Annotated in this window: 15 protein-coding genes; 7 read left to right on the top strand and 8 right to left on the bottom strand. The window is 62.7% G+C overall.

The features are described from left to right. Positions 1-82: 82 nt before the first annotated feature. Positions 83-1,060, bottom strand: a complete 978-nt coding sequence (locus ACFPN2_RS22035; protein WP_380600622.1) for a LysR family transcriptional regulator — start codon at positions 1,058-1,060, stop codon at positions 83-85. 100 nt (positions 1,061-1,160) lie between these two features. On the opposite strand from ACFPN2_RS22035, the gene ACFPN2_RS22030 reads away from it, so the two are divergent. Continuing rightward, positions 1,161-2,093 carry a DUF6282 family protein gene (locus tag ACFPN2_RS22030; RefSeq protein WP_380600620.1) on the top strand — a complete coding sequence of 311 codons (933 nt, stop codon included), beginning with the start codon at positions 1,161-1,163 and terminating at the stop codon, positions 2,091-2,093. Positions 2,094-2,285: 192 nt separating this feature from the next. Here the strand turns inward: ACFPN2_RS22030 and ACFPN2_RS22025 are convergent, their stop codons facing one another. Further along, on the bottom strand, positions 2,286-3,086 hold the full coding sequence (locus tag ACFPN2_RS22025) for an HpcH/HpaI aldolase family protein (protein WP_380600618.1): 801 nt from the start codon (positions 3,084-3,086) through the stop codon (positions 2,286-2,288). A 164-nt stretch (positions 3,087-3,250) separates the two neighbouring features. Between ACFPN2_RS22025 and ACFPN2_RS22020 the strand changes: the two genes are divergently transcribed. Next, positions 3,251-4,171, top strand: coding sequence for a beta-keto acid cleavage family enzyme (locus ACFPN2_RS22020; protein ID WP_380600616.1), 921 nt, complete (start codon positions 3,251-3,253; stop codon positions 4,169-4,171). Here ACFPN2_RS22020 and ACFPN2_RS22015 read toward each other — a convergent pair. From ACFPN2_RS22015 to ACFPN2_RS21995, 5 genes are all read right to left on the bottom strand, one after another. After that, on the bottom strand, positions 4,146-5,084 hold the full coding sequence (locus ACFPN2_RS22015) for an acyl-CoA thioesterase (RefSeq protein ID WP_380600614.1): 939 nt from the start codon (positions 5,082-5,084) through the stop codon (positions 4,146-4,148). The genes ACFPN2_RS22020 and ACFPN2_RS22015 overlap by 26 nt on opposite strands. Further along, the gene (locus tag ACFPN2_RS22010; protein ID WP_380600612.1) at positions 5,081-7,177 is read right to left on the bottom strand and encodes an acetate--CoA ligase family protein; all 2,097 of its coding nucleotides are present in this window, start codon (positions 7,175-7,177) and stop codon (positions 5,081-5,083) included. The genes ACFPN2_RS22015 and ACFPN2_RS22010 overlap by 4 nt, the downstream gene beginning before the upstream one ends. Before the next feature lie 3 nt (positions 7,178-7,180). Continuing rightward, complete coding sequence (locus ACFPN2_RS22005) at positions 7,181-8,032, bottom strand: p-hydroxycinnamoyl CoA hydratase/lyase (protein WP_380600610.1); 852 nt, start codon at positions 8,030-8,032, stop codon at positions 7,181-7,183. 93 nt (positions 8,033-8,125) lie between these two features. Further along, positions 8,126-8,623, bottom strand: a complete 498-nt coding sequence (locus tag ACFPN2_RS22000; RefSeq protein WP_380600608.1) for a MarR family winged helix-turn-helix transcriptional regulator — start codon at positions 8,621-8,623, stop codon at positions 8,126-8,128. A gap of 64 nt (positions 8,624-8,687) precedes the next feature. Then, positions 8,688-10,097, bottom strand: coding sequence for an aldehyde dehydrogenase family protein (locus ACFPN2_RS21995; RefSeq protein ID WP_380600606.1), 1,410 nt, complete (start codon positions 10,095-10,097; stop codon positions 8,688-8,690). A gap of 178 nt (positions 10,098-10,275) precedes the next feature. Here ACFPN2_RS21995 and ACFPN2_RS21990 point away from each other — a divergent pair, with 178 nt between their 5' ends. From ACFPN2_RS21990 to ACFPN2_RS21970, 5 genes are all read left to right on the top strand, one after another. Then, positions 10,276-13,155, top strand: coding sequence for a TonB-dependent receptor plug domain-containing protein (locus ACFPN2_RS21990; protein ID WP_380600604.1), 2,880 nt, complete (start codon positions 10,276-10,278; stop codon positions 13,153-13,155). Between the two features lie 13 nt (positions 13,156-13,168). Then, positions 13,169-14,149 carry a DUF6282 family protein gene (locus tag ACFPN2_RS21985; RefSeq protein WP_380600602.1) on the top strand — a complete coding sequence of 327 codons (981 nt, stop codon included), beginning with the start codon at positions 13,169-13,171 and terminating at the stop codon, positions 14,147-14,149. An 87-nt stretch (positions 14,150-14,236) separates the two neighbouring features. Beyond that, positions 14,237-15,586 carry an MFS transporter gene (locus ACFPN2_RS21980; RefSeq protein ID WP_380600600.1) on the top strand — a complete coding sequence of 450 codons (1,350 nt, stop codon included), beginning with the start codon at positions 14,237-14,239 and terminating at the stop codon, positions 15,584-15,586. Between the two features lie 8 nt (positions 15,587-15,594). Continuing rightward, positions 15,595-16,611, top strand: coding sequence for an alpha/beta hydrolase (locus ACFPN2_RS21975; RefSeq protein WP_380600598.1), 1,017 nt, complete (start codon positions 15,595-15,597; stop codon positions 16,609-16,611). Beyond that, positions 16,608-18,014, top strand: coding sequence for an MFS transporter (locus ACFPN2_RS21970; RefSeq protein ID WP_380600596.1), 1,407 nt, complete (start codon positions 16,608-16,610; stop codon positions 18,012-18,014). The genes ACFPN2_RS21975 and ACFPN2_RS21970 overlap by 4 nt, the downstream gene beginning before the upstream one ends. On the opposite strand, the gene ACFPN2_RS21965 is transcribed toward ACFPN2_RS21970, so the two are convergent. Next, entirely contained in the window at positions 17,969-18,739 is a 771-nt protein-coding gene (locus ACFPN2_RS21965) for a hypothetical protein (protein WP_380600594.1), read from the bottom strand. The genes ACFPN2_RS21970 and ACFPN2_RS21965 overlap by 46 nt on opposite strands. Between the last annotated feature and the right edge of the window lie 256 nt (positions 18,740-18,995).

The raw sequence follows: 18,995 nt of genomic DNA, 5'->3' as shown, positions 1-18,995 counted from the left end.
GCTCGGAACCCGTGTGCCTTGAATCGATTGTGGCTCAAAGGGACTGCGGCTCAGAACAACCATAGCTCGCGGCGACTACAGCTCAGGGTCTCGCTCGCCGAGAGGCTTTGCGCCTCGGCAGCAGCGGATACCCAAGCGTCGGACACAGTGCGTAAATCTCCTTCTGCAACACGCGTGCGAGCTCCGACAGCTGCGCGTCAGCGCGCATCAAAAACCCCATGGGCCGCTCGACGGCCGCCGTGGCCACCTGCTCGCGCTGGGACGGCTTCAACACCACTTCCAGCAGCTTTCCGGCAATCACCTGATCCTCCACCGAGTCCATCGACAGAATGCCAATGAATTCGCTGCCGATGGTGGCGGCGTTTAGATAGATCACCGAATTACTGGTGATGGTCGTCGCGCGCGGCTCCACGCCGCGACGGTGCGCGAGCGCGCACAGCGCGTCATAGTAAGAAAGAACATCCGCGGAATAGAGCCAACAATACTTCGTAAGCTGCTCGATACTCACCGCGCCAACGCTTGCGAGTGGATGGTTGGCATCGACAAACAGCCCGCAACGATCGTGAAACAACGTTTCGCCCACGAGATCCGGCTTACCCACGATGGCATCGAGCGGCGCGATCGCGAAATCCAGCTCGCCCAGTTGTAGCGCGGGCACCAGTTCCTCAGCGACGCCGCTCACCACGCTGAGCCGCACCGAATAGCGGCTTTGTGACAACTTTGCGTTGGCCGCCGGAATCACCCGGCCTAGAAATCCTGTGCCACGAGCGACACCTACCGTGACATGACCGGTGAAGCCGCCAGAGATGGCAGCACGCTCATTGTCGAGCTGCCGCCATTCGGCGAGTACACGTTTGCCGCGACGATAGACGGCCTTGCCAAGCTCCGTCGTCGTCACGCCCTTGGTACCGCGATAGAGCAGTGGCTCGCCGAAATACGCCTCGAGCTGATGGATGCTCTTGCTCAAGCCAGGCTGTGACAGGCTAAGACTCTCCGCCGCCTTGCCAAAGCTGCCCCCCTCGACCACGGCGATAAAACGTTTGAGCTGTGCGAAATCCATGAAGTCACATCCTTTGGCTATGACCTGTATCGGGCCGGCTATTGGACAGTGAGGAGCGAGTCGACCAGAATCGACCGGCAGCAGCATGCGAGGGGGAACAATGGCCGCGAACCTCAAATCCGACAGCACCGATGACGCGCTCGAAGAGCGCATCTCGCGCCTGCTGGTGGGCGCCGTAGACATGCATTGTCATTCCGGCCCGTCCGTCATGGCCCGTGACATCAATCACATCGAGGCCATGCAGGAAGCGGCCGCCGCAGGCTTTCGCGCCATGCTGATCAAGGATCACTACTACTCGGCGACGCCCGTCACCGAGATGCTCAACCAGACGTACGGACATCTGAAGGTCACGATGTTCTCCGGCGTCCCGCTCAACAATGCGCTCGGCGGCTTCAACAAGCACGCCGTCGATCATGGCATCGCACTGGGTGCCAAGCTCGTCTGGCTGCCGACCTTCTCCTCGAAGAACCATTGCGAGTCCCGCTATGGCATCAAGGCCGGGTTCCCGCACACCAAAAAGAAACTGCTGCCGATCGATCAGCTCACGCCGCTCGACGCCAATGGCAACGTCAAGGACGAGGTCAAGGAGATTCTGGATCTGATTGCGCAAAACGACGTCATCCTGGCCGGCGGTCACTGTCATGTCTCGGAGATCTTCCCGGTGTTCGAGGAGGCGAAGCAGCGCGGCGTCAAGCGGCTGCTGGTCAACCACCCGAGCTTCATCGTCGATGCCACGCTCGAGGATGTCCGGCAGTTTGTCGCGATGGGCGCCTATATCGAGCACTCGCTATGCATGTTCATCCCGGTCGCAAGAAGAAAAAGAGATCCGTTTCCGCCCGAGGATCTGGATCAGTTGATCAAGGCGGGCACGGTCGATCGAACCATCCTCGCCTCGGACCTCGGTCAGCAAGGCGCCGATCATCCGGTCGTCGGGTTTCGGAACGTGATCAAGATTTGTATGGGGTTGGGGTATTCGGATGAGGACATTCATAAGATGGTGTCGCGGAATCCGGTTGAGTTGTTGGGGATATGAGAGAGTCGGAGATCCGGAAGCCCTCAATCGCCGTACGGCTCGGAACCGCGTGGGGCTCGGAATCGCGTTGATCATTGCCGGGTCATTGGAAACAAGGTCCTTCCGAGCCCACGGCTCGGAATCGCGTGTGAAACAGCGGGATCGTTGAAAGCAAGGTCCCTCGGAGCCGTACGGCGATTGAGGGCCTCTTGATCATGTCCCCGCTTTGCTCAACTTCCTGAAATGCTCCAACTGCGTGAGCGCCCCCGAGCGCAGCAACCCTTGATCGCTCGCCACCATCAGCGCCGTAACGCCGAGGTCGAGCATCCGTTTTGCATCCTCCGAGGCCATGTTCTGCGTGACGGCGCACAGGGCCTTGCCGCTCTTCAGCACCGCCTTCGCAACGATCTCCACTGCTTCCTCCACCGTCGGCACAGATCCGGTCGCGTTACTCAACGACAGGCCAAGATCGCCGCGTCCTAGAAAGAAACCGTCGATACCTTCGACGGCGACGATCTCATCGATATGCTCGAGCGCCTCGCGGTCCTCGATCATCGCAATCACTGTTGTGGTCGCATCGGAGGCTGCGTAGTGAGTCTCGAACGGCCGGCCGCCATAGTCGCCGCCGCGACCGACACCCGAACCTCGCGTACCGCCCTTGTAACGGGCCCATGAGGCGATGTTTCTCGCCTTCTCCGCCGAGGCGACATGAGGGACCATGACACCGATGGCTCCATCATCCAGCGCGGAGAGAATGCTGTTCGCATCCGGCCGCGCAACCCGCACGAGCCCCGCGATGTTGAACGCTCGGGCCCCGAGGAAGCCGACCTCGAGTGTTTGGCGCGTCCACGGCGCGTGCTCCTCGTCCAGCATGACGAAGTCATAACCCAGCGAGCCCAGGATCTCGGTCGAATGCGAGGTCGGCGTTTTGCAGAACGTGCCGATCAGCAGCTCGCGAGCGAGCAAGCGCTTGCGGAAGTCGCGTGGCGCGGGACGTTGCTGTGTGGATGTCATAACGAGCGATGCCTCGATTCAATCGAAAGAAAACTGGCGATGCGCTCGCCCCCTGCCAATCCCTTGCACGAATATTTTTCTCGATCCGGTTCAATCGACCGATCTAATCAGCTAGGCTTATCTAAATTAGACCGATCGTTCTTGCCTGTCAAAGGAGTCGTTGCATGAGCCGGAAAGTGGTCCTCACCTGTGCCGTCACCGGCGGCGGACGGCCGCATCCCCGTCATCCCGCGATCCCGATCACCCCGGCCCAGATCGCGGACAGTTGTCTCGAAGCCGCGAAAGAAGGCGCGTCCGTCGTTCACATCCACGTGCGCAACCCCGAGACCGGGATGAGCTCCGATGACCCGCGGCTGTTCGACGAGGTGGTCGATCGCGTGCGCTCGAGCGGCGTCGATGTCGTCATCAACCTGACGTGCGGCATGGGTGCGCTGTTCGTGCCCGATCCCGAGGACGAGTCCCGCCCCGGGCCGTACTCCAAAATCTACCCCGTTCCCAAGCGGATGCGCCACATCGAGCGCAATCTGCCGGAGCTTGCGTCGTTCGATATCACCGCCGGCAACCGTCACTACGGACGGTTCGAAGCCATTTACATGAACACGCCACACTCCATGCGCCTGATGGCCAAGCGCTTCAAAGAGCTCGGCGTGAAGCCCGAGCTGGAGGTGTTCGACGCTGGCAACATCGTGCTCGCGAAGGAGCTGATCGCCGAAGGACTGATCGAGGGCCCGCCGTTGTTCCAGATGGTGTTCGGCGTCAAATGGACCGCGCCGAGCGGCATCGAGCCGCTGCTCTATCAGCGCAACCTGTTGCCATCCGACGCCGTGTGGCAAGCCTTCGGTATCGGCACGGAACAAATGCCGATGCTGGCGCACACCGCACTGCTGGGCGGACACGTCCGCGTGGGCCTGGAAGACAACTTGTATCTTTCGCGCGGCGTCTTTGCCACCAACGGTCAGCTGGTCGAACGCGCCCGTAAACTGCTCGAATGTCTCGATCTCAGCGTCGCGACGCCCGAGGAAGCGCGCGAGATCTTTCACTTGAAGAAGCAGGCGGCGCTTACAGAGCCAAGCCTGCCACGCTAGCGTCGCGATAAGCGGCCTGTGCCTCGGCGGTCAACGGGATGGACCGCCGGGCATCCAGATCCAGCGCGATCCCCACCGTCCTGACGGCGGCCCACGGCGCCCCGGTCTCCGGATCGAGCAGCCAGTGCGACGCATGCGTGACTCGGTCCGTGCAGCCCGCGAGCGCCGAGCGCACTTCACAACCATCGCCGGCCTTGGGCCATCGTACGTGTACCGTCTGAAACTCGATGAGCGCCGAGCCGACCCGCGACGTTCCGCCCGGCATGGTACGCGCGAGCACGTCGCGCCATTCGCCATTTCTCAAGTGAGGAATGCTATCGGCAACCCGCCCCATGAATGACGACAGCCGCCAGTGACCGTGAACATCGCAGGCCTCCGGCATGATCGTGCCGACACCCGTCGTGCGCATTCCCAACTGCCGGGCGCGCTCCAAGGAGGCGGTGACCTCGACGTGATCGAGAGCCAGACTGCGTGGCTTTGCTTCGCTGGGCGCTTCACAGAGCAGCGCGCTGGCGGCACGCGTCGCAGGTGCGGGCCAGGCTTCAGGCCGGCGGCTGCCGCGCTCGAGGTAAGCGATCGACAGTCGGAAGGTCGCGGCCAGCTTCCCGGAATTCGAGTGATGTAACAAAAACAAAACCACCGCCTCGTCGCGGCCCCAGCTGAGCACTTGCGCCGTCGCATGCAAGGCTGCGCCGGCCCGCGCCTCGTGCAAAAAACGCATGTGTTGGGCTTTGACGAAGAGATGGTGGGCTCCTGAGCCGTCATTGACGTCCGTGAGCCCGAGCCATCGCGCAAGCCCTGCGAGTGCTTGCTCGACGCGCGCCACGTAGTAGCGCGTGTTGAGATGACCGACGTGGTCGCATTCCCACGCATTGGCGCATCCCCGCCAGACCTCGATGGGCGCGCCACTCATGAGTTCCCCACGACGAAGAGTGCATCCAGCACGGTCGCTCCCTGCCCGCGCGCATGAATCCGAACCGGGTTCAGATCGGCTTCGACGATCTCCGGATGCTCGAGCAGCAACGCGCTCAGGATTTCAACCACGGTGATGGCCGCATCGAGATCCGCGGGAGGCGCGCCTCGATAGCCATCGAACAACTTAGCGCCCTTCAAAGAACGCAGTGCCTGCTCGATCTGCGTACGCCCGACGCCCGCCGGAATGAACACCACATCCTGTAACAACTCCGTCAGGATGCCGCCGAGCCCGACCATGATGACGGGCCCCCAACCCGCCTCGTTGCGCGCACCGATGATGATCTCGATGCCCGCCTCGCTCATTCGTTCCAACAGCATGCCATCGATCGACACGCCGGGCCGTTCGAGCGACAACCGTTGTGTCATCGTGGTCCATGCCGAACGCAACGAGGCGTCATCGCGAATATCGAGCGCCACGGCGCCGGCTTCGGACTTGTGCGGCAGAAGGCTCGACTGTGCCTTCAAAGCAAGCGGAAACCCAAGCTCTGCCGCGGCCTTCGACGCCTCTTCCAATGACACGACAAAGCGACTCGCGGGCATCTTCAAGCCCCGTCGCGCGAGCAACTGTTTCGCGCGGTATTCCGGAATCATCCCCGCATCGAGCGGCACTTCGAACGCTCGGGCAACGGATGGGGTGACGTCAATCGAAGCTGCCAGCCGCTTCACGGCCGCGAGCGCCCTGAAGGCTCGCTCGGGCGATCGAAAGAACGGGGTGCCCGCGTCCCTGATCTGTTCCACATACGTTTGCGGGATCGGACAGTCCTCGCCCAACATGGCAAAGACCACGTCCGGTTTGCCATCGAGCGAACGCAGCGCCTCGATGATCAGCGGTAACTTGCGATTGGCCGACTCCGCGCTCGGCAACGAAATGGTGATGACGACGCTGCCGAAGGCTGAATCAACCGCGATCAACTCCAGCACTCTGCGGTACAGGCCGGTGTCGCTCATGGCTTGCGCCGTCAGATCGAGCGGATTGCTGGGCGGAGAAAACACCGGCAGCTGACTCACCAGCGCGGCGTATGTCGAGGCGGACAACGGTGGCAACCGCAGCCCGACCGTCTCGCAGAAATCGAGCGCGAGACCCTTGAAGGCCCCCGATTCGCCGACGATCGCAGTCCCTCCCGAAGAGCGGGGGGTCCGCAAACGGATCAAGAGCTCCGGAACATCGATCAACAATTCCAGACTATCGACGAGACAAACACCTCGCGCCGTGACCTGCGCCGCCATGACGGAATAGTCGCCGGACAATGCGCCGGTGTGAGTCTTGGCCGCATCCCGTCCGGCAGCGCTGCGCCCGAGGTGATGCAAGACGATGTACTTACCGGCCTCGCGTGCACGGATGGCTAGATCCAGGAACCTCGCCGGCCGGCGGATCTGCTCCATCAACATGGCGATGACTCGCGTATGCGGATCGCCGATGAACTCTTCCAGGAAATCCTCGGCGCCGAGCGACGCTTCATTGCCGGTCGAGACCGAATACGACACACCGACGCCGCGCGCCTGCAGAGCCACTCTCACGGCCGAGGCCATCGCGCCACTTTGTGAAACGACTGCAACGCCCGCTCGATCGCCGAGCGACTCGAAGGGCGCCACGCCGAACATCAACGGCACGCTGTCGACATAGTTGATCGTGCCCAAGCAGTTCGGCCCCTGTAGCGCGATGCCCGCACTCTGCGCGATGGCCGCGATCTCCTCCTGCGCACGCTTGCCCTCTTCGCCCGCCTCAGCAAAGCCGCCGGCGAGGACGATCACTCCGCCAATGTTTTTTTCGGCGCACGCACGTACCGCATCCGCCACGTGTGCTTGTGGAATCGCCAGCACCGCGCAGTCGATGCCATCGGGCAGCTCGGCGATGGAACGCACGCAAGGACGGTCCCCGATACGATCGTAGCGGGGATTCACCAGGTGCAGGGGTTTAGCGAAGCTGAATCGATCGAGGTTCGCCAGTACGCCCGCGCCGAGCGAACCCCGAGTGGCAGAGGCGCCAACGATCGCCACACTGCGGGGACGCAGAAGCCGACTGATCGACACGAGTTACTCCGGCCGCTTGTAACCCGACAGGCCCGGACGATAGCTCTTCTCGTCGAGGAACTGAGTCAGCCCCTGGCTGCGACCGCGCTCGGGATCGTGGAACTGCGATTCGGCACTCTTTGCAAACAAATAATCGTTCGATACTTCCCACGGCATCTCTTGCACCATGCGAACAGCCATCTTCGTGCCACGCATGACGGTCGGGTTCTTACTGCGCAGAAGCGTCGCGAGCTCACGGGTTCGTTTCTTGAGCTCGCTGAGCGGCACAGCCTCGTTGACCAGGCGCATTTCCGCCGCCTTGCGACCATCGAACGTCTTGCCGGTCAAGGCGTAGTACATGGCATCCCGGTGCGACATGACGGCGGTGATCGCCTTCGTCACCTGGCCACCGGGCAGGATGCCCCAGTTGATTTCCGAAAGCCCGAACTGCGCCTCTTCGGCTGCGATCGCAAGATCGCAGGCGACGAGCGGCGTGAACGCGCCGCCAAAGCACCAACCGTTGACCATGGCGATCGTGGGCTTCGGATAGGTCAAGAGCATCTTCCATTGCCACTGCCACGCGGAGCGCTTGATGCGCATTTTCCGGGAATACGGCAGCGGATCGAGATCGCGGAAGAACTCCTTCAGATCCATGCCCGCGGAGAACGCATCGCCGGCACCAGTCAGCACCACCACCGAGACTCGATCGTCGATCTCGAGGGCATCGAGCACTCTCACCATCTCATCGTTCAGCGCCGGGCTCATGGCGTTGCGCTTGCTGGGCCGGTTGAGCGTGACCCAGGCGATGCCTTCGTCGATTTCCACCAGCACATTGGCGAGCGGCGGCTGAAAGGCGAGTTGCTCAGAGGTAGTCAACTTATATCCCTCCCAAAGGGAAATGCGAACCCATGAGCGCCACCATAATTCAATCAGCCTGGCTGATCAAATAAAATCAGCCAAGCTGATAACTCATTCCTCTTCTTCCTCGTCATCGGGAATGTCGTGCAGGCCGGCGAGCACCTTCTCCATGAGCGCGCGATAGGTCTCGAGCTCGCCGGGCCCGAAGCTTGCGAAAATGCTCGCCTCGACCGCCGTGGCCGCCTTGTCGCAGGCTCGCAGGGCGCCGCGGCCCGCCTCGGTCATCGACACCTCGAGGACGCGCTTGCTGCCCTTGGCGAGATTGCGCTCGATCAAGCCATTGCTTTCCAGGTTGACGATCTGCTTGATCATCGTCTGGGGCTTGACGCCGAACAGGCGCGACAACTCGGCCGAGGAGCGCTTGTTATCGCCGCGCGAGAGCGCCGTCAGGATGCGGAACTGGGTCGTGGTGACGCCCAGCGGCTGCAGCGCCGCCTCCAGGCGCAGGAACGTCTTGTACTGAACCTGCTTGACCAGGTAGAGGGTGCGGAACGGGCCACGGGTGGCGCCGCTTCGCGTGTTTTTCGAAGGTGGCTGTTTTTTCGCCATGCCGGCTATCGTGCTCCAATCATGTCAATTAGGAGCAGTATATAACTCTGGCGCACGTGCCAACTCACGGGAGATACGACACACGCGGTTCTACGTACGACTTCAGCCCCATCAACCCCATGCCACGGCCGATCCCGGATTCCTTGCAGCCGCCGAAAGGAATTTCCGGCAAGGAACCGCCGTGAGAATTGATCCAGACCGTGCCGGCCTCGAGCCGATGCGCGATGTCCGCGGCACGTTCCGGATCTCCGCTCCAGACCGAGGCGCCCAGGCCGAAGCGAGTCGCGTTGGCGCGGGCCACCGCTTCATCGACGTGAGTGAATGTCAGCAGTGGCAAGACCGGGCCGAACTGTTCCTCATCCACCAGGGGCGTGCCTTCGGCCACGCCGGTGACGATCGTGGGCGCGATGAAGTAGCCGGCTCTGTTCAGCGCCGCGCCACCCGCGAGCGCCCGCCCGCCCCGGCTCAGCGCATCGTCGATGAGGCCCAGGACGCGCTCGAACTGCGGGCGATTCTGAACCGGTCCCAACTCCACCCCCGGCTCGAAGCCATCGCCCACCTTCGCCTGTTTCGCAAGCTGCGCGAGCGCGGCGCCGAGCCGATCGATCAGCGACTCGTGAACCAGCACTCGCTTGATAGCCATGCAACGCTGGCCACTGTTGGCGAACGCGCCCGAGAAGAGTTTCGGCGCAATTGAATCGACGTCGGCGTCGGCCAGCACGATCGCGGCATCGTTGCCGCCGAGCTCGAGCGACACCCGCTTGAGATTGGACGCCGCGGCGCTGGCCAGCACGCGTTTACCCGTCGCGACCGAGCCCACGAAGCCGATCTTGTCGATGCCGGCGTGTTCCGTCATCCATCGGCCGAGCTCGTTGCCGCCTGAGAGCGTGTTGAAAAGGCCTGGCGGTAGAGTCCTTGCGGCAATCTCTCCGAGTCGCAACGTCGCAAGCGGCGTAAACGGCGAGGGTTTCACAACCACGCTGTTGCCGGTCACCAGGGCCTGCGCGGCAATCTGTGTCGCGAGCAACAGGGGCGAATTCCAGGGCGCGATCGCCCCCACCACTCCCATGGGCTGGTAATCGAGTACCACACGTCCGCGTTCATCGTCGCGCAATGTTTCGGGCGTCAACTCGAATGCGAGCAGTCCTTCGATTCGAGCCGCGGTCGATTCGATCTCACGAACCGCTGCCGCCAACGGTTTGCCCTGCTCCCGAGTCAACAAGGGTGCGAGGATCTGCGTCTCGGCGCGAATCGCCGCGGCGAATCCGGACAGAATCTTTCGCCGGCTCGCCGTTGGGACCGCCCGCCAGCGCTCGAACGCGCGTCGTGCCACCTCCACCGCGAGATCGAGCTGCGCACGGCTGGCCTCGGGCGCCTGCGCAAAGACACTCGCGGTTGCCGGGTTGATGACATCGAAGAACTCGACGGCCTCGACCGGGCGGCCATCGATGGTGTGTGTGAGGCTCGCTTGCATGGAGCAACTGTATCTATATCAGCCAGGCTGATCAATGCGCGTTGACAAGCCGCGCGCTATAGATCATCTTAGCTGATATCAGCTCGGCTTACATAAGATCGAAATAGATCACCTGCGCCAGGCCACAAACGGCTTCACACGGCGAGATCAGCTCTGCAAGTGCAGATAAGGGGGAAAGATGCTGAAGAAGAGGAACATTCCCACGCGGGTTTCGTGCAAGGGAATGCCATTGCGCGAGACGCTGCTCGCGGCGACCGCGCTGAGTGCGATGCCCGCCTTCGCGCAGGACGCACCGCCTGCGGAAACGACGGAGCTCGTGGAAATCGTCGTGACTGGCACCCGCGCGGCACGCGACGGCTATCAGGCACCGAGCCCCACCAACGTCATCAGCGCCGCGGTCATCGACACCCAGGCCGCGACCGGCTTGGGCGAAATTCTCGAACAGACCGGCATGGTCAAGGGCACGCGCAATCCGAATTCGAACGCGGTCAACACGGCGAGCCCCGGTCAATGGACCGCGGACCTGCGAGGCCTCGGCGGGCAGCGAACACTGGTGCTCGTCGATAGCTCCCGCATCGTGCCCTTCGCTCCGGCAAGCAACCTCTCCGTGCCGACCACGACGGATCTGAATCTGATCCCGACCTTGATGGTCGAACGGGTTGAGACCGTCACCGGCGGCGCCTCGGCTCAATACGGCTCCGACGCCGTGTCCGGTGTCGTGAACATCCTGTTGCGCCGTGAATTCGACGGTGTCCGCGTGCGTGCTCAGACCGGTATCTCTGAGGAAGGCGATGCGGAGGAACAGCGCGTCGGCGTGCTCGGCGGCTGGAACTCGGACAGCGGTCGCGCGCATGTCGTCTTCAGCGCCGACTGGGTCGACAGCGAAGGCATGGGCGATATCTACACCCGCGATTGGGGTCGTCGCGAAACCATGATCGTCTCGACGCCGGGCAACCCCTCGCTCACGTGGGGCGATAACGTTCATACCGCGCTCGGTGTCGGCGGCATCATTGGCCAGGGCCGCAACGCCGCCAATACGGCCAACGTGGGCTTTACGTTGACCGGCCAGACTTTCAATCCCGACGGCTCGATTCGTCCGTTCCAATACGGCTATCCGCTCGGCCCCGGCGCCACCTCCAGCACCATGATCGGTGGCGAAGGCGAGTCCATCACCAAAGGCGTGTCGCAAGTGCCAGGCGTCGAACGCGCCTCGACCTACGCACGCTTTGGCTTCGACTTCAGCGACCGTCTCTATGGCTATGCATCGCTCGGCTACTCGCAATCCAAAGGTTTGCTGACGGCGGCCCAGCCGCGCCTCACCTCCACCCAACTGTTCATTCGAGCGGACAACGCGTTCCTGCCCACTGTTGTCAGAGATGCCATGACCGCGCAAGGCGTCGGCGGCTTCCGAATGACGCGTCAGGGCAACGACCTTGGCAACAACTCCTATGAGATCGAGAACAAGTCGCCCCGCTTCACCGCGGGCCTCGAGGGTTCGTTCGCCAATGGCTGGGACTGGGATGCGCACGTTTCCTACGGACGCAACGACTACAACTACGATTCCGAAAACAATCCCATCACGGCCAATCTGGCCTTCGCAGTCGATGCGGTCCGAGACGGCAACGGCAATATCGTCTGCGCGGCGACCATTCCCGGTCACCCCCGCTTCAATGCCGACGCGGCCGGCTGCGTCCCGCTCAATCTCTTCGGCGAAGGCAACACGTCGGCCGAAGCGCGCGATTATTTCCAGGGCGATCCGCACGCGGAAGTGGTTTACAAACAAAAGACGTTCGGCGCCAATCTGAGCGGCAAGCTGTTCGCCACCTGGGCGGGCGAGATTGCGGTGGCTACCGGCGTCGAGTATCGCAAGGAAGAGGAAGAAGTCACCGCGGATCCGATCGCGACCGCCGGCGGTTTCTTCACCGGCAACAACTCGCCCTATTCGGGTGCCTTTGACGTGTCGGAAGGCTATGTCGAAGCGATCGTCCCTTTGGCTCGCGAGTCGAGTTTCGCCAAACTAATCGACCTCAACCTCGCCTACCGTTACGCCGACTACAGCACGGTCGGCGGAATGGAGGCCTGGAAAACGGGCCTCGTGTGGGAACCGTTCGATTTCCTGCGCTTGCGCGTGAGTCAGTCTCGCGACATCCGCGCGCCCGCCATCAATGAGCTGTACAGCCCGGGCGCCGCCGTGACCAACAACATCACGATGATCAATATCAACGATCTGGGCACCCCCAATCCCACCGTACGCAACTACGTGATCCCGCAACGAACCGCGGGCGGCGACGTGAACGTCCAGGCCGAAGAAGGCGACACGACGACCATCGGTTTCGTGTTCTCGCCCAGCTCCGGCGCACTCTCGGGCTTCAATTTCTCTGTCGATTACTACGACATCCAGCTCGACAAGGCGATCACCAATCTGAATGGCGCGAACATCGCGAATCTGTGCATCTCCGGCGTTCGTTCCTTCTGCAATCTATTCACGTTCAACGCCGCGGGCGATCCCACGGCGTTGAATGCCGGCTCAATCAACCTCGGCAGTTTCGAGCAGCGAGGCTACGACGTGCAGCTGGACTATTCGCACGAGCTCTTCAACGGCACGTGGACGATCGGCTATACAGGCACCTTCGTCGCCGACTCGATCGTCGACACCGGGCTGCCGGGTGCCGTTCCGGTGGACCGCGCCGGCGAGCACGGCGCCGCCAACTTCGCGGCCGTGCCGGACTTCCGCGGCAACCTGACAACCAGCTTTAAAACACACACCTGGTCGACCACGTTGCAAGCCGTCCACGTGAGCTCAGGCAAGCTCGACAACCTCTACAACACGCCGGGCAATCCGACGATCAGCAAGAACGATATTCCTTCGTACGTGCTGTTCAACGTCTACGGCTCCTACACGCTCAACGACCGGATCCGACTGTTCGGCTCGATTCGCAACGCGCTGAATCGCGATCCGGTGATGACGCCGTACACGGTGCTCAATACGCCGGTGTACGGCGCCTACTACGACAAAGTGGGACGCCAGTACTCTCTCGGCGTGGATGTGAGCTTCTAGCGCGATGGCCACCGTGAGCAGGCGCACGTTGATCGGGATGGGCGCCGGCCTGGCGTTGGTGACGAGCGCGGCATCGCATGCGCAGGGGGCGAGCGTCGCCGCTCGCGCCCTGCTACGCGATGCCATTGACGTTCACACTCACCTCGATCCCGACAGTTTCGGGCCGCACAGCAATCAAGCGGCCCGTTCTCTCGATGTCGTCGACATGGCACGTCGGGCGCAGCGCGCGGGCATGCGCGGCTTTGTGATCAAACAGCATTACGATCAAACCGCGCACCTCGCCTATCTCGCACGCAAGGCCGTTCCTGAGGTCGAAGTGTTCGGCATGCTCTGTAGCAACCGTACTGTCGGTGGCCTGAATCCCGAGACGGTACACCACTTCGCCGAAGTGCTCGGCGGGCATGCGCGAATCGTCAGCATGCCGACCTGGGATGCTGAGAATTACGTGCGCCAGTCGAAGAACCCGACTCGCCCGGCGGTCCCCATCGCGCGTGAGGGGGTGCTCCTGCCTGAAACCCTCGCGCTGATAGAAACGATTGCGCACGCGCAGATTCGTGACAGCAACGTCAAGCTCGCGCTGGCAACCGGCCATGTGTCCGCCGACGAGGCACTACTCGTCATTCGCGAGGCCCGGCGTCGAGGCATCGATCGGATCATCGCAACCCACGCGATGGGCCATCCGATCAACATGACTCTCGCGCAGATGAAAGAAGCCGCCGGGCTCGGCGCATTCATCGAATTCGTCGCCAACTTCCTGAGTGGCACGCGCGCGAGCTTCACTGTCCAGCAATACCATGACGCCATCCGCGAGATTGGACCGGCGCGGGTGATTTTGAGCAGCGATGGTGGCCAGGCCAATCGACCCTTCCCCGACGATCTGATCGCCGAGGCCGCGCAGCAGTTGCACGAGCTGGGTCTGAGTCACGGCGAGCTGCGCACGATGCTGGTCGACAATCCGGCGAGGTTGCTGGGTCTGCCGCAGCGGCCCAGCTGATGCGCATCAACCGACGCTTCGACTTTGCATAGATAATATCAGACGGGCTGATACCATCGGCCCCATCGTTTGAGAGGAGAGCATCGTATGGCGGCACCCTCCACTGCCGGAGTCAAATCCATTGGCCAGGATGGGCCCCTGACGTTCTGGCAGATCGCCGTCGTCGCTCTGTGCATCCTCGCGAACATCTGCGACGGACTCGATACCACGTCGATCGCATACGCCGCGCCGACGCTGCTGCGTGAATGGAACATCTCACCTCAGGCCTTCGGCATCGTATTGAGCGCGGGCGCGCTGGGCATGCTGGTCGGCGCCATTCTGGTTGCGCCCCAAGCCGACAAGGTGGGCCGCCGCGCCATCATTCTCGCCGCGACCACCACCTCCTCGATCTGTATGTTCGGCCTGGCCGCGAGCCAGAACCTGACCCAGCTCATGATCTTCCGCTTCATGGTCGGTACCTGCGTCGGTGCCCTGCTGCCCTCGCTCAGCATCATGGTGGTCGAGTTCTCCAACGAAAAACGAGGCAATCTGTTTCTGGCCCTCGTGCACATCGGCTTTGCCATCGGCGCGATCCTCGGAGCCGCCATCGGCGCGAGCCTGGTCGAGACCTATGGTTGGCGCGCCATCTTCCTCACGGGGGCGATCGTCACCAGCATCACGACGCTGGCCTGTTATGCCGCCTTGCCCGAGTCGGTGAACTTTCTGCTCGCGCGGCAGCCCCCGAATGCGTTGGCGCGCATCAACAAGATTCGCGAGCGCTTCGGCCAATCCCTGTTGACCGAGCTGCCGCCCAGGCCGCAAACAAAGGTGCGAACGTTCGATGGCATCGCTGCGATTCTTTCGCCGCAACTGATCCGCGCGACGCTGCTGTTGTGGCTGGCATCGTTCACCCGCTTCTTCATCAGCTATTTTCTCACCGGCTGGAAGCCGCAAGTGCTGGTCATGGCGGGCTTCACCGACAAGGCGGCCATCGCCGTCGGTATGGCGACCAGCTCGGCGGCGTCGGTGGGCGTGCTGTGCATGGGCTTGTTTGCAGCGAAGATCGGCGCCGCACGCGCCACGGCAATCATGCTTGCGGGCTGCGCCGCTGCGCTCATGGGCTTCGGCTTCACTCACTCCCCGTTGCCGCTCGTGCTGCTGGCGGTGGCCTGCATGTTCACGATCGAAGCCGCATTCACCGGCATCCTCATCACCAGCACCCGGTTCTATTCGGTCGAAAACCGCAGCACCGGCGTCGGCTTCACGGTCGGCATCGGCCGCCTCGGCGCGATCGTCGGGCCCTACGTCGGCGGCGCGCTCATCGGCATGGGCTTCGATCGCTCGGTGTACTTCCCGGTCTATGCCTCCGCCGCCGTCATCGGCGCCATCGCCATCGTGGCCGCCATGTCCCGCCGGCCGCCGGATGTTCGTGAAGGCCAGCCCGTGAGCGCGAATTAACAAAGCTCATGCAGCTGATCGCACGAACCTTCGTCATCGCCGCGGCGGCGCTCATCACCGGTTGCGCGTTCACCGCGGCGTCACGAGAACCACTGCTCATCGCATCTCAAGGAAGCTTTGCTGTCGGCGGCAAGATGCTCGGCGATCCGGCAACGGCCTCGCTCCACTGCGATCACGGGGTCGTCGAATATCAGATTCCCCCTCGAGCCCGCGCGGTGAATCTGCTGATGTGGCACAGCGCGAGCGCCGTGGCCTGGCAACGACGCTGGGATGGCGGCGAAGGTTTTCAAAGTATTTTCGTGAGGCGCGGCTACCCCGTCTATCTGTGGGACGGGCCACGCGTCGGTCGCGCCAACTGGGGCTGCGCCGACACCACGTACACCCCGCGCGCCCGGGCCGACCAGCAGAACTTCGTCGCGTGGCGCTTCGGCCTCACCTATCCGAACTGGTTCGACAATGTGCAGTTCCCGAAAAACGATTCCGAAGCCTGGAATCAGGCCATGCGCGCCCGCTACGATGAATTCGACACCGTCGCGAACGCGCAGCTCGAAAGCGACGCCGCGGCGGTATTAGCGGACCGCATCGGGCCGACAGTGGCACTCACGAATTCGGCCGGCGGCTTGCGTGCCCTGCTCACGGCACTCAAAAGTGACAACGTCAAAGGCATCGTGGCGTACGAGAACGTGGGCTGGGTCTACCCGCAGGGCGAAGGGCCCGACGTGCCGGAAGGACCGTTTGGTCCCATCGAGGTGCCGCTCGAAACATTCCGCAAGCTCACGCGCTTTCCAATACAAGTAGTGTGGGGCGACAACATCGAGCCATCCGCCACGTACCGGGCGCGTCTGGCGGAATCCCGCCGCTTCGTCGAGATCGTCAACAAGTACGGCGGCCAGGCCGAGGTCCTCGTGTTGCCCGAGGCCGGATTGAAGGGCAACACCCATCTGCCGTTCGCTGATCTCAACAACGTCGCGGTCGCAGATTTGCTCTCGACGTTTCTCGCCGCTCACGGTCTCGATCGGCGGTGAGCTCTCACACCCTCTACGTCGACGGCCTGCCCTCGCCCCGCCGTTACTGGTCCATGGCGACCACCATGATGGTGATCGCGATTTGTGTCCTGGACAGCACCATCGTCAGTGTGGCGCTGCCGTCGATCGCGCGACACTTCGAGGCGAGTGCCGCAAGCGCCATCTGGATCGTCAACAGCTATCAAATCGCGATTCTCATCGCGATTCTGCCGCTCGCCTCGCTCGCGGAGATCGTGGGTTATCGACGCGTCTCCCAGGCCGGCCTCATCCTCTTCACCATCGCATCGCTCGCATGCACGTTTGCTCACTCACTGCTCGAACTCACGATGGCTCGCGCTCTGCAGGGCCTCGGCGCCGCCGGCATCATGAGTGTGAATGCCGCGCTGGTTCGGCTCACCTATCCCGCGAATATGCTGGGGCGTGCGACCGGCATCAACGCCATGGTCGCCGCCGTGGCTGCGACCGCTGGCCCCAGTGCGGGCGCGGCGGTGCTCGCGATTGCAGATTGGCGATGGTTGTTCGCCATCAACGTCCCGATCGGCATCCTCGCGGCGGTAATCGCACAGTTCTCGTTGCCCTACACCGAACGCGCGCAACGTTCACTCGACTACCTGAGCGTGACACTGCACATCGTCACGTTCGGCTTGCTCATCGTCGGGCTGCAGTCGCTTGCGCATGAGGACGCGCGACTCGGCGCCGCCCTTCAGATCGCCGCCGCATGCGCGTTTGGCCTGCTGCTCATCCGCCGTGAGATCGACCGGCCCGCCCCGCTCGTGCCTTTTGACTTGATGCACCTGCCGATCTTCTCTTTATCGCTCGCCATCAGCCTCTGCTCGTTCTTCGCGCAGATGGCCGCCTTCGTCGCGCTTCCCTTTGAGATACAGCGACTGGGCCGCAGCGTCGTCGCGACGGGTTTGCTCATGACGGCGTGGCCCATCGCCGTCGCGTTCGCGGCGCCGATTGCCGGGCGGCTTGCGGATCGATATTCCGCGGCGATTCTGAGTGGCGTCGGACTCGTCGCGCTCTCGGCGGGACTCGCGTTACTCGCGCACTTGCCCGAGCACGGCACCGCTTGGGATCTCATCTGGCGGATGGCGCTGTGCGGAGTGGGTTTCGGTTTCTTTCAGGCGCCGAACAACCGCACGCTCCTGTCATCGGCGCCGCGTGCCCGAAGCGGTGCCGCGGCCGGCATGCTGAGCACCGTGCGATCGCTCGGGCACGCCAGTGGCGCAGCCATCGTCGCCTTGCTCTTCAGCGCCCACCCGGCAGCAGGGACCAAGATCGCGCTGACGATCGCCGCGGCGATGACATTACTCGCCGCGTTGCTTAGCCTGTTGAGATTGCGGACCCCGCCCTCTCACTCGCGCAGCCCGTGCGCCTTCAGCTCCCGCGTCGAGAGCTGACGCTTGCTCACCGCATACAAATCGCGAGCCCCATAGAGACGCTTCCGTTCGTCCCAATCGGTGTGAGCCCGCGATGTCTCACGACGAAACACAGCATCGTACCGACGCTCCACGATGACCTTGATCCGTCGACGACCCTTGACGAGGGTGAGCACCTCCTGGGACGCCGGCAACTCGGCCAACTTCACTTCAAACCACAGCTCCTCCAGTCGCAGCAGCAACGTACGCTCATCCAGCACGCGTCGACACGCAGCCATCTCCGCCTGTTCCTGCGCTTTGCGTTCGGCGTAGTAACCACGATAGCCCCGCCGATATTTCTTGTTGATGCGGATCAGCCCGGTGCGCGGATCGACATACAACGGTTGACTGATTTCCGCGGCATGCCGGAACGGGCTGCTCAGATCGATCAGTTCCTCATCGCGAATTGCGACACGCGTCGCGATGAAGTCCTCGATGTGCTGATGGATGTGCTGTTGCACGGTGTTGCGGCGATCGATGCCGGCGCAAATCTCGCTGAATACCTTGTCCCAGGGGCGTCCGACCTGCGCCAGCAGATAGCGACGCAGCGGCGCCAGATTCTCATTGAGCGAGCGGTAGCCATAGCCCACACGCATGCCCAAGTGAGTGGGACCGTCGTGATCGTCACGTCGCCGAGCCGCCCGCGAATCCCCGCCTTTCCAGTGGCGGGGGCGCTCCACGATCACCTTGTACATATCCTTACGCATTGCGAACTCCAAAAAAGCAAAAAGCTCCCGGTCATCTGTTACCGAGAGCTTTTCGAGTCCGCAAACAACGGAGCCCGCTCCACTCGGCTTCAGGGGTGTGCCCCCTCGAAGCCCATGGCTGCGAGCAGGCACTTATGAAATGTTTAGTGTTTCCGTTGGTGTGTTCATGATCGGGACGGTTCTCCGTGCAAGGCGCGCAGAATATCTCCTAAATCGTGCTTGTCAAGGCCAATGTAACAATCGGTCTCACGCCTCT

Origin of the sequence: Steroidobacter flavus, assembly GCF_042651805.1 — a bacterium.
Lineage (GTDB): Bacteria > Pseudomonadota > Gammaproteobacteria > Steroidobacterales > Steroidobacteraceae > Steroidobacter > Steroidobacter flavus.
Note: the sequence above shows the minus strand (reverse complement) of the source record. Positions and strands in the feature narration are given on the sequence as shown.

What these genes read in the sequence shown, in the direction of transcription:
- ACFPN2_RS22035 (WP_380600622.1), bottom strand. Translation starts at nt 1,060, where the DNA reads ATGGATTTCGCACAGCTCAAACGTTTTATCGCCGTGGTCGAGGGGGGC.
- ACFPN2_RS22030 (WP_380600620.1), top strand. Translation starts at nt 1,161, where the DNA reads ATGGCCGCGAACCTCAAATCCGACAGCACCGATGACGCGCTCGAAGAG.
- ACFPN2_RS22025 (WP_380600618.1), bottom strand. Translation starts at nt 3,086, where the DNA reads ATGACATCCACACAGCAACGTCCCGCGCCACGCGACTTCCGCAAGCGC.
- ACFPN2_RS22020 (WP_380600616.1), top strand. Translation starts at nt 3,251, where the DNA reads ATGAGCCGGAAAGTGGTCCTCACCTGTGCCGTCACCGGCGGCGGACGG.
- ACFPN2_RS22015 (WP_380600614.1), bottom strand. Translation starts at nt 5,084, where the DNA reads ATGAGTGGCGCGCCCATCGAGGTCTGGCGGGGATGCGCCAATGCGTGG.
- ACFPN2_RS22000 (WP_380600608.1), bottom strand. Translation starts at nt 8,623, where the DNA reads ATGGCGAAAAAACAGCCACCTTCGAAAAACACGCGAAGCGGCGCCACC.
- ACFPN2_RS21995 (WP_380600606.1), bottom strand. Translation starts at nt 10,097, where the DNA reads ATGCAAGCGAGCCTCACACACACCATCGATGGCCGCCCGGTCGAGGCC.
- ACFPN2_RS21990 (WP_380600604.1), top strand. Translation starts at nt 10,276, where the DNA reads ATGCTGAAGAAGAGGAACATTCCCACGCGGGTTTCGTGCAAGGGAATG.
- ACFPN2_RS21980 (WP_380600600.1), top strand. Translation starts at nt 14,237, where the DNA reads ATGGCGGCACCCTCCACTGCCGGAGTCAAATCCATTGGCCAGGATGGG.
- ACFPN2_RS21975 (WP_380600598.1), top strand. Translation starts at nt 15,595, where the DNA reads ATGCAGCTGATCGCACGAACCTTCGTCATCGCCGCGGCGGCGCTCATC.
- ACFPN2_RS21965 (WP_380600594.1), bottom strand. Translation starts at nt 18,739, where the DNA reads ATGCGTAAGGATATGTACAAGGTGATCGTGGAGCGCCCCCGCCACTGG.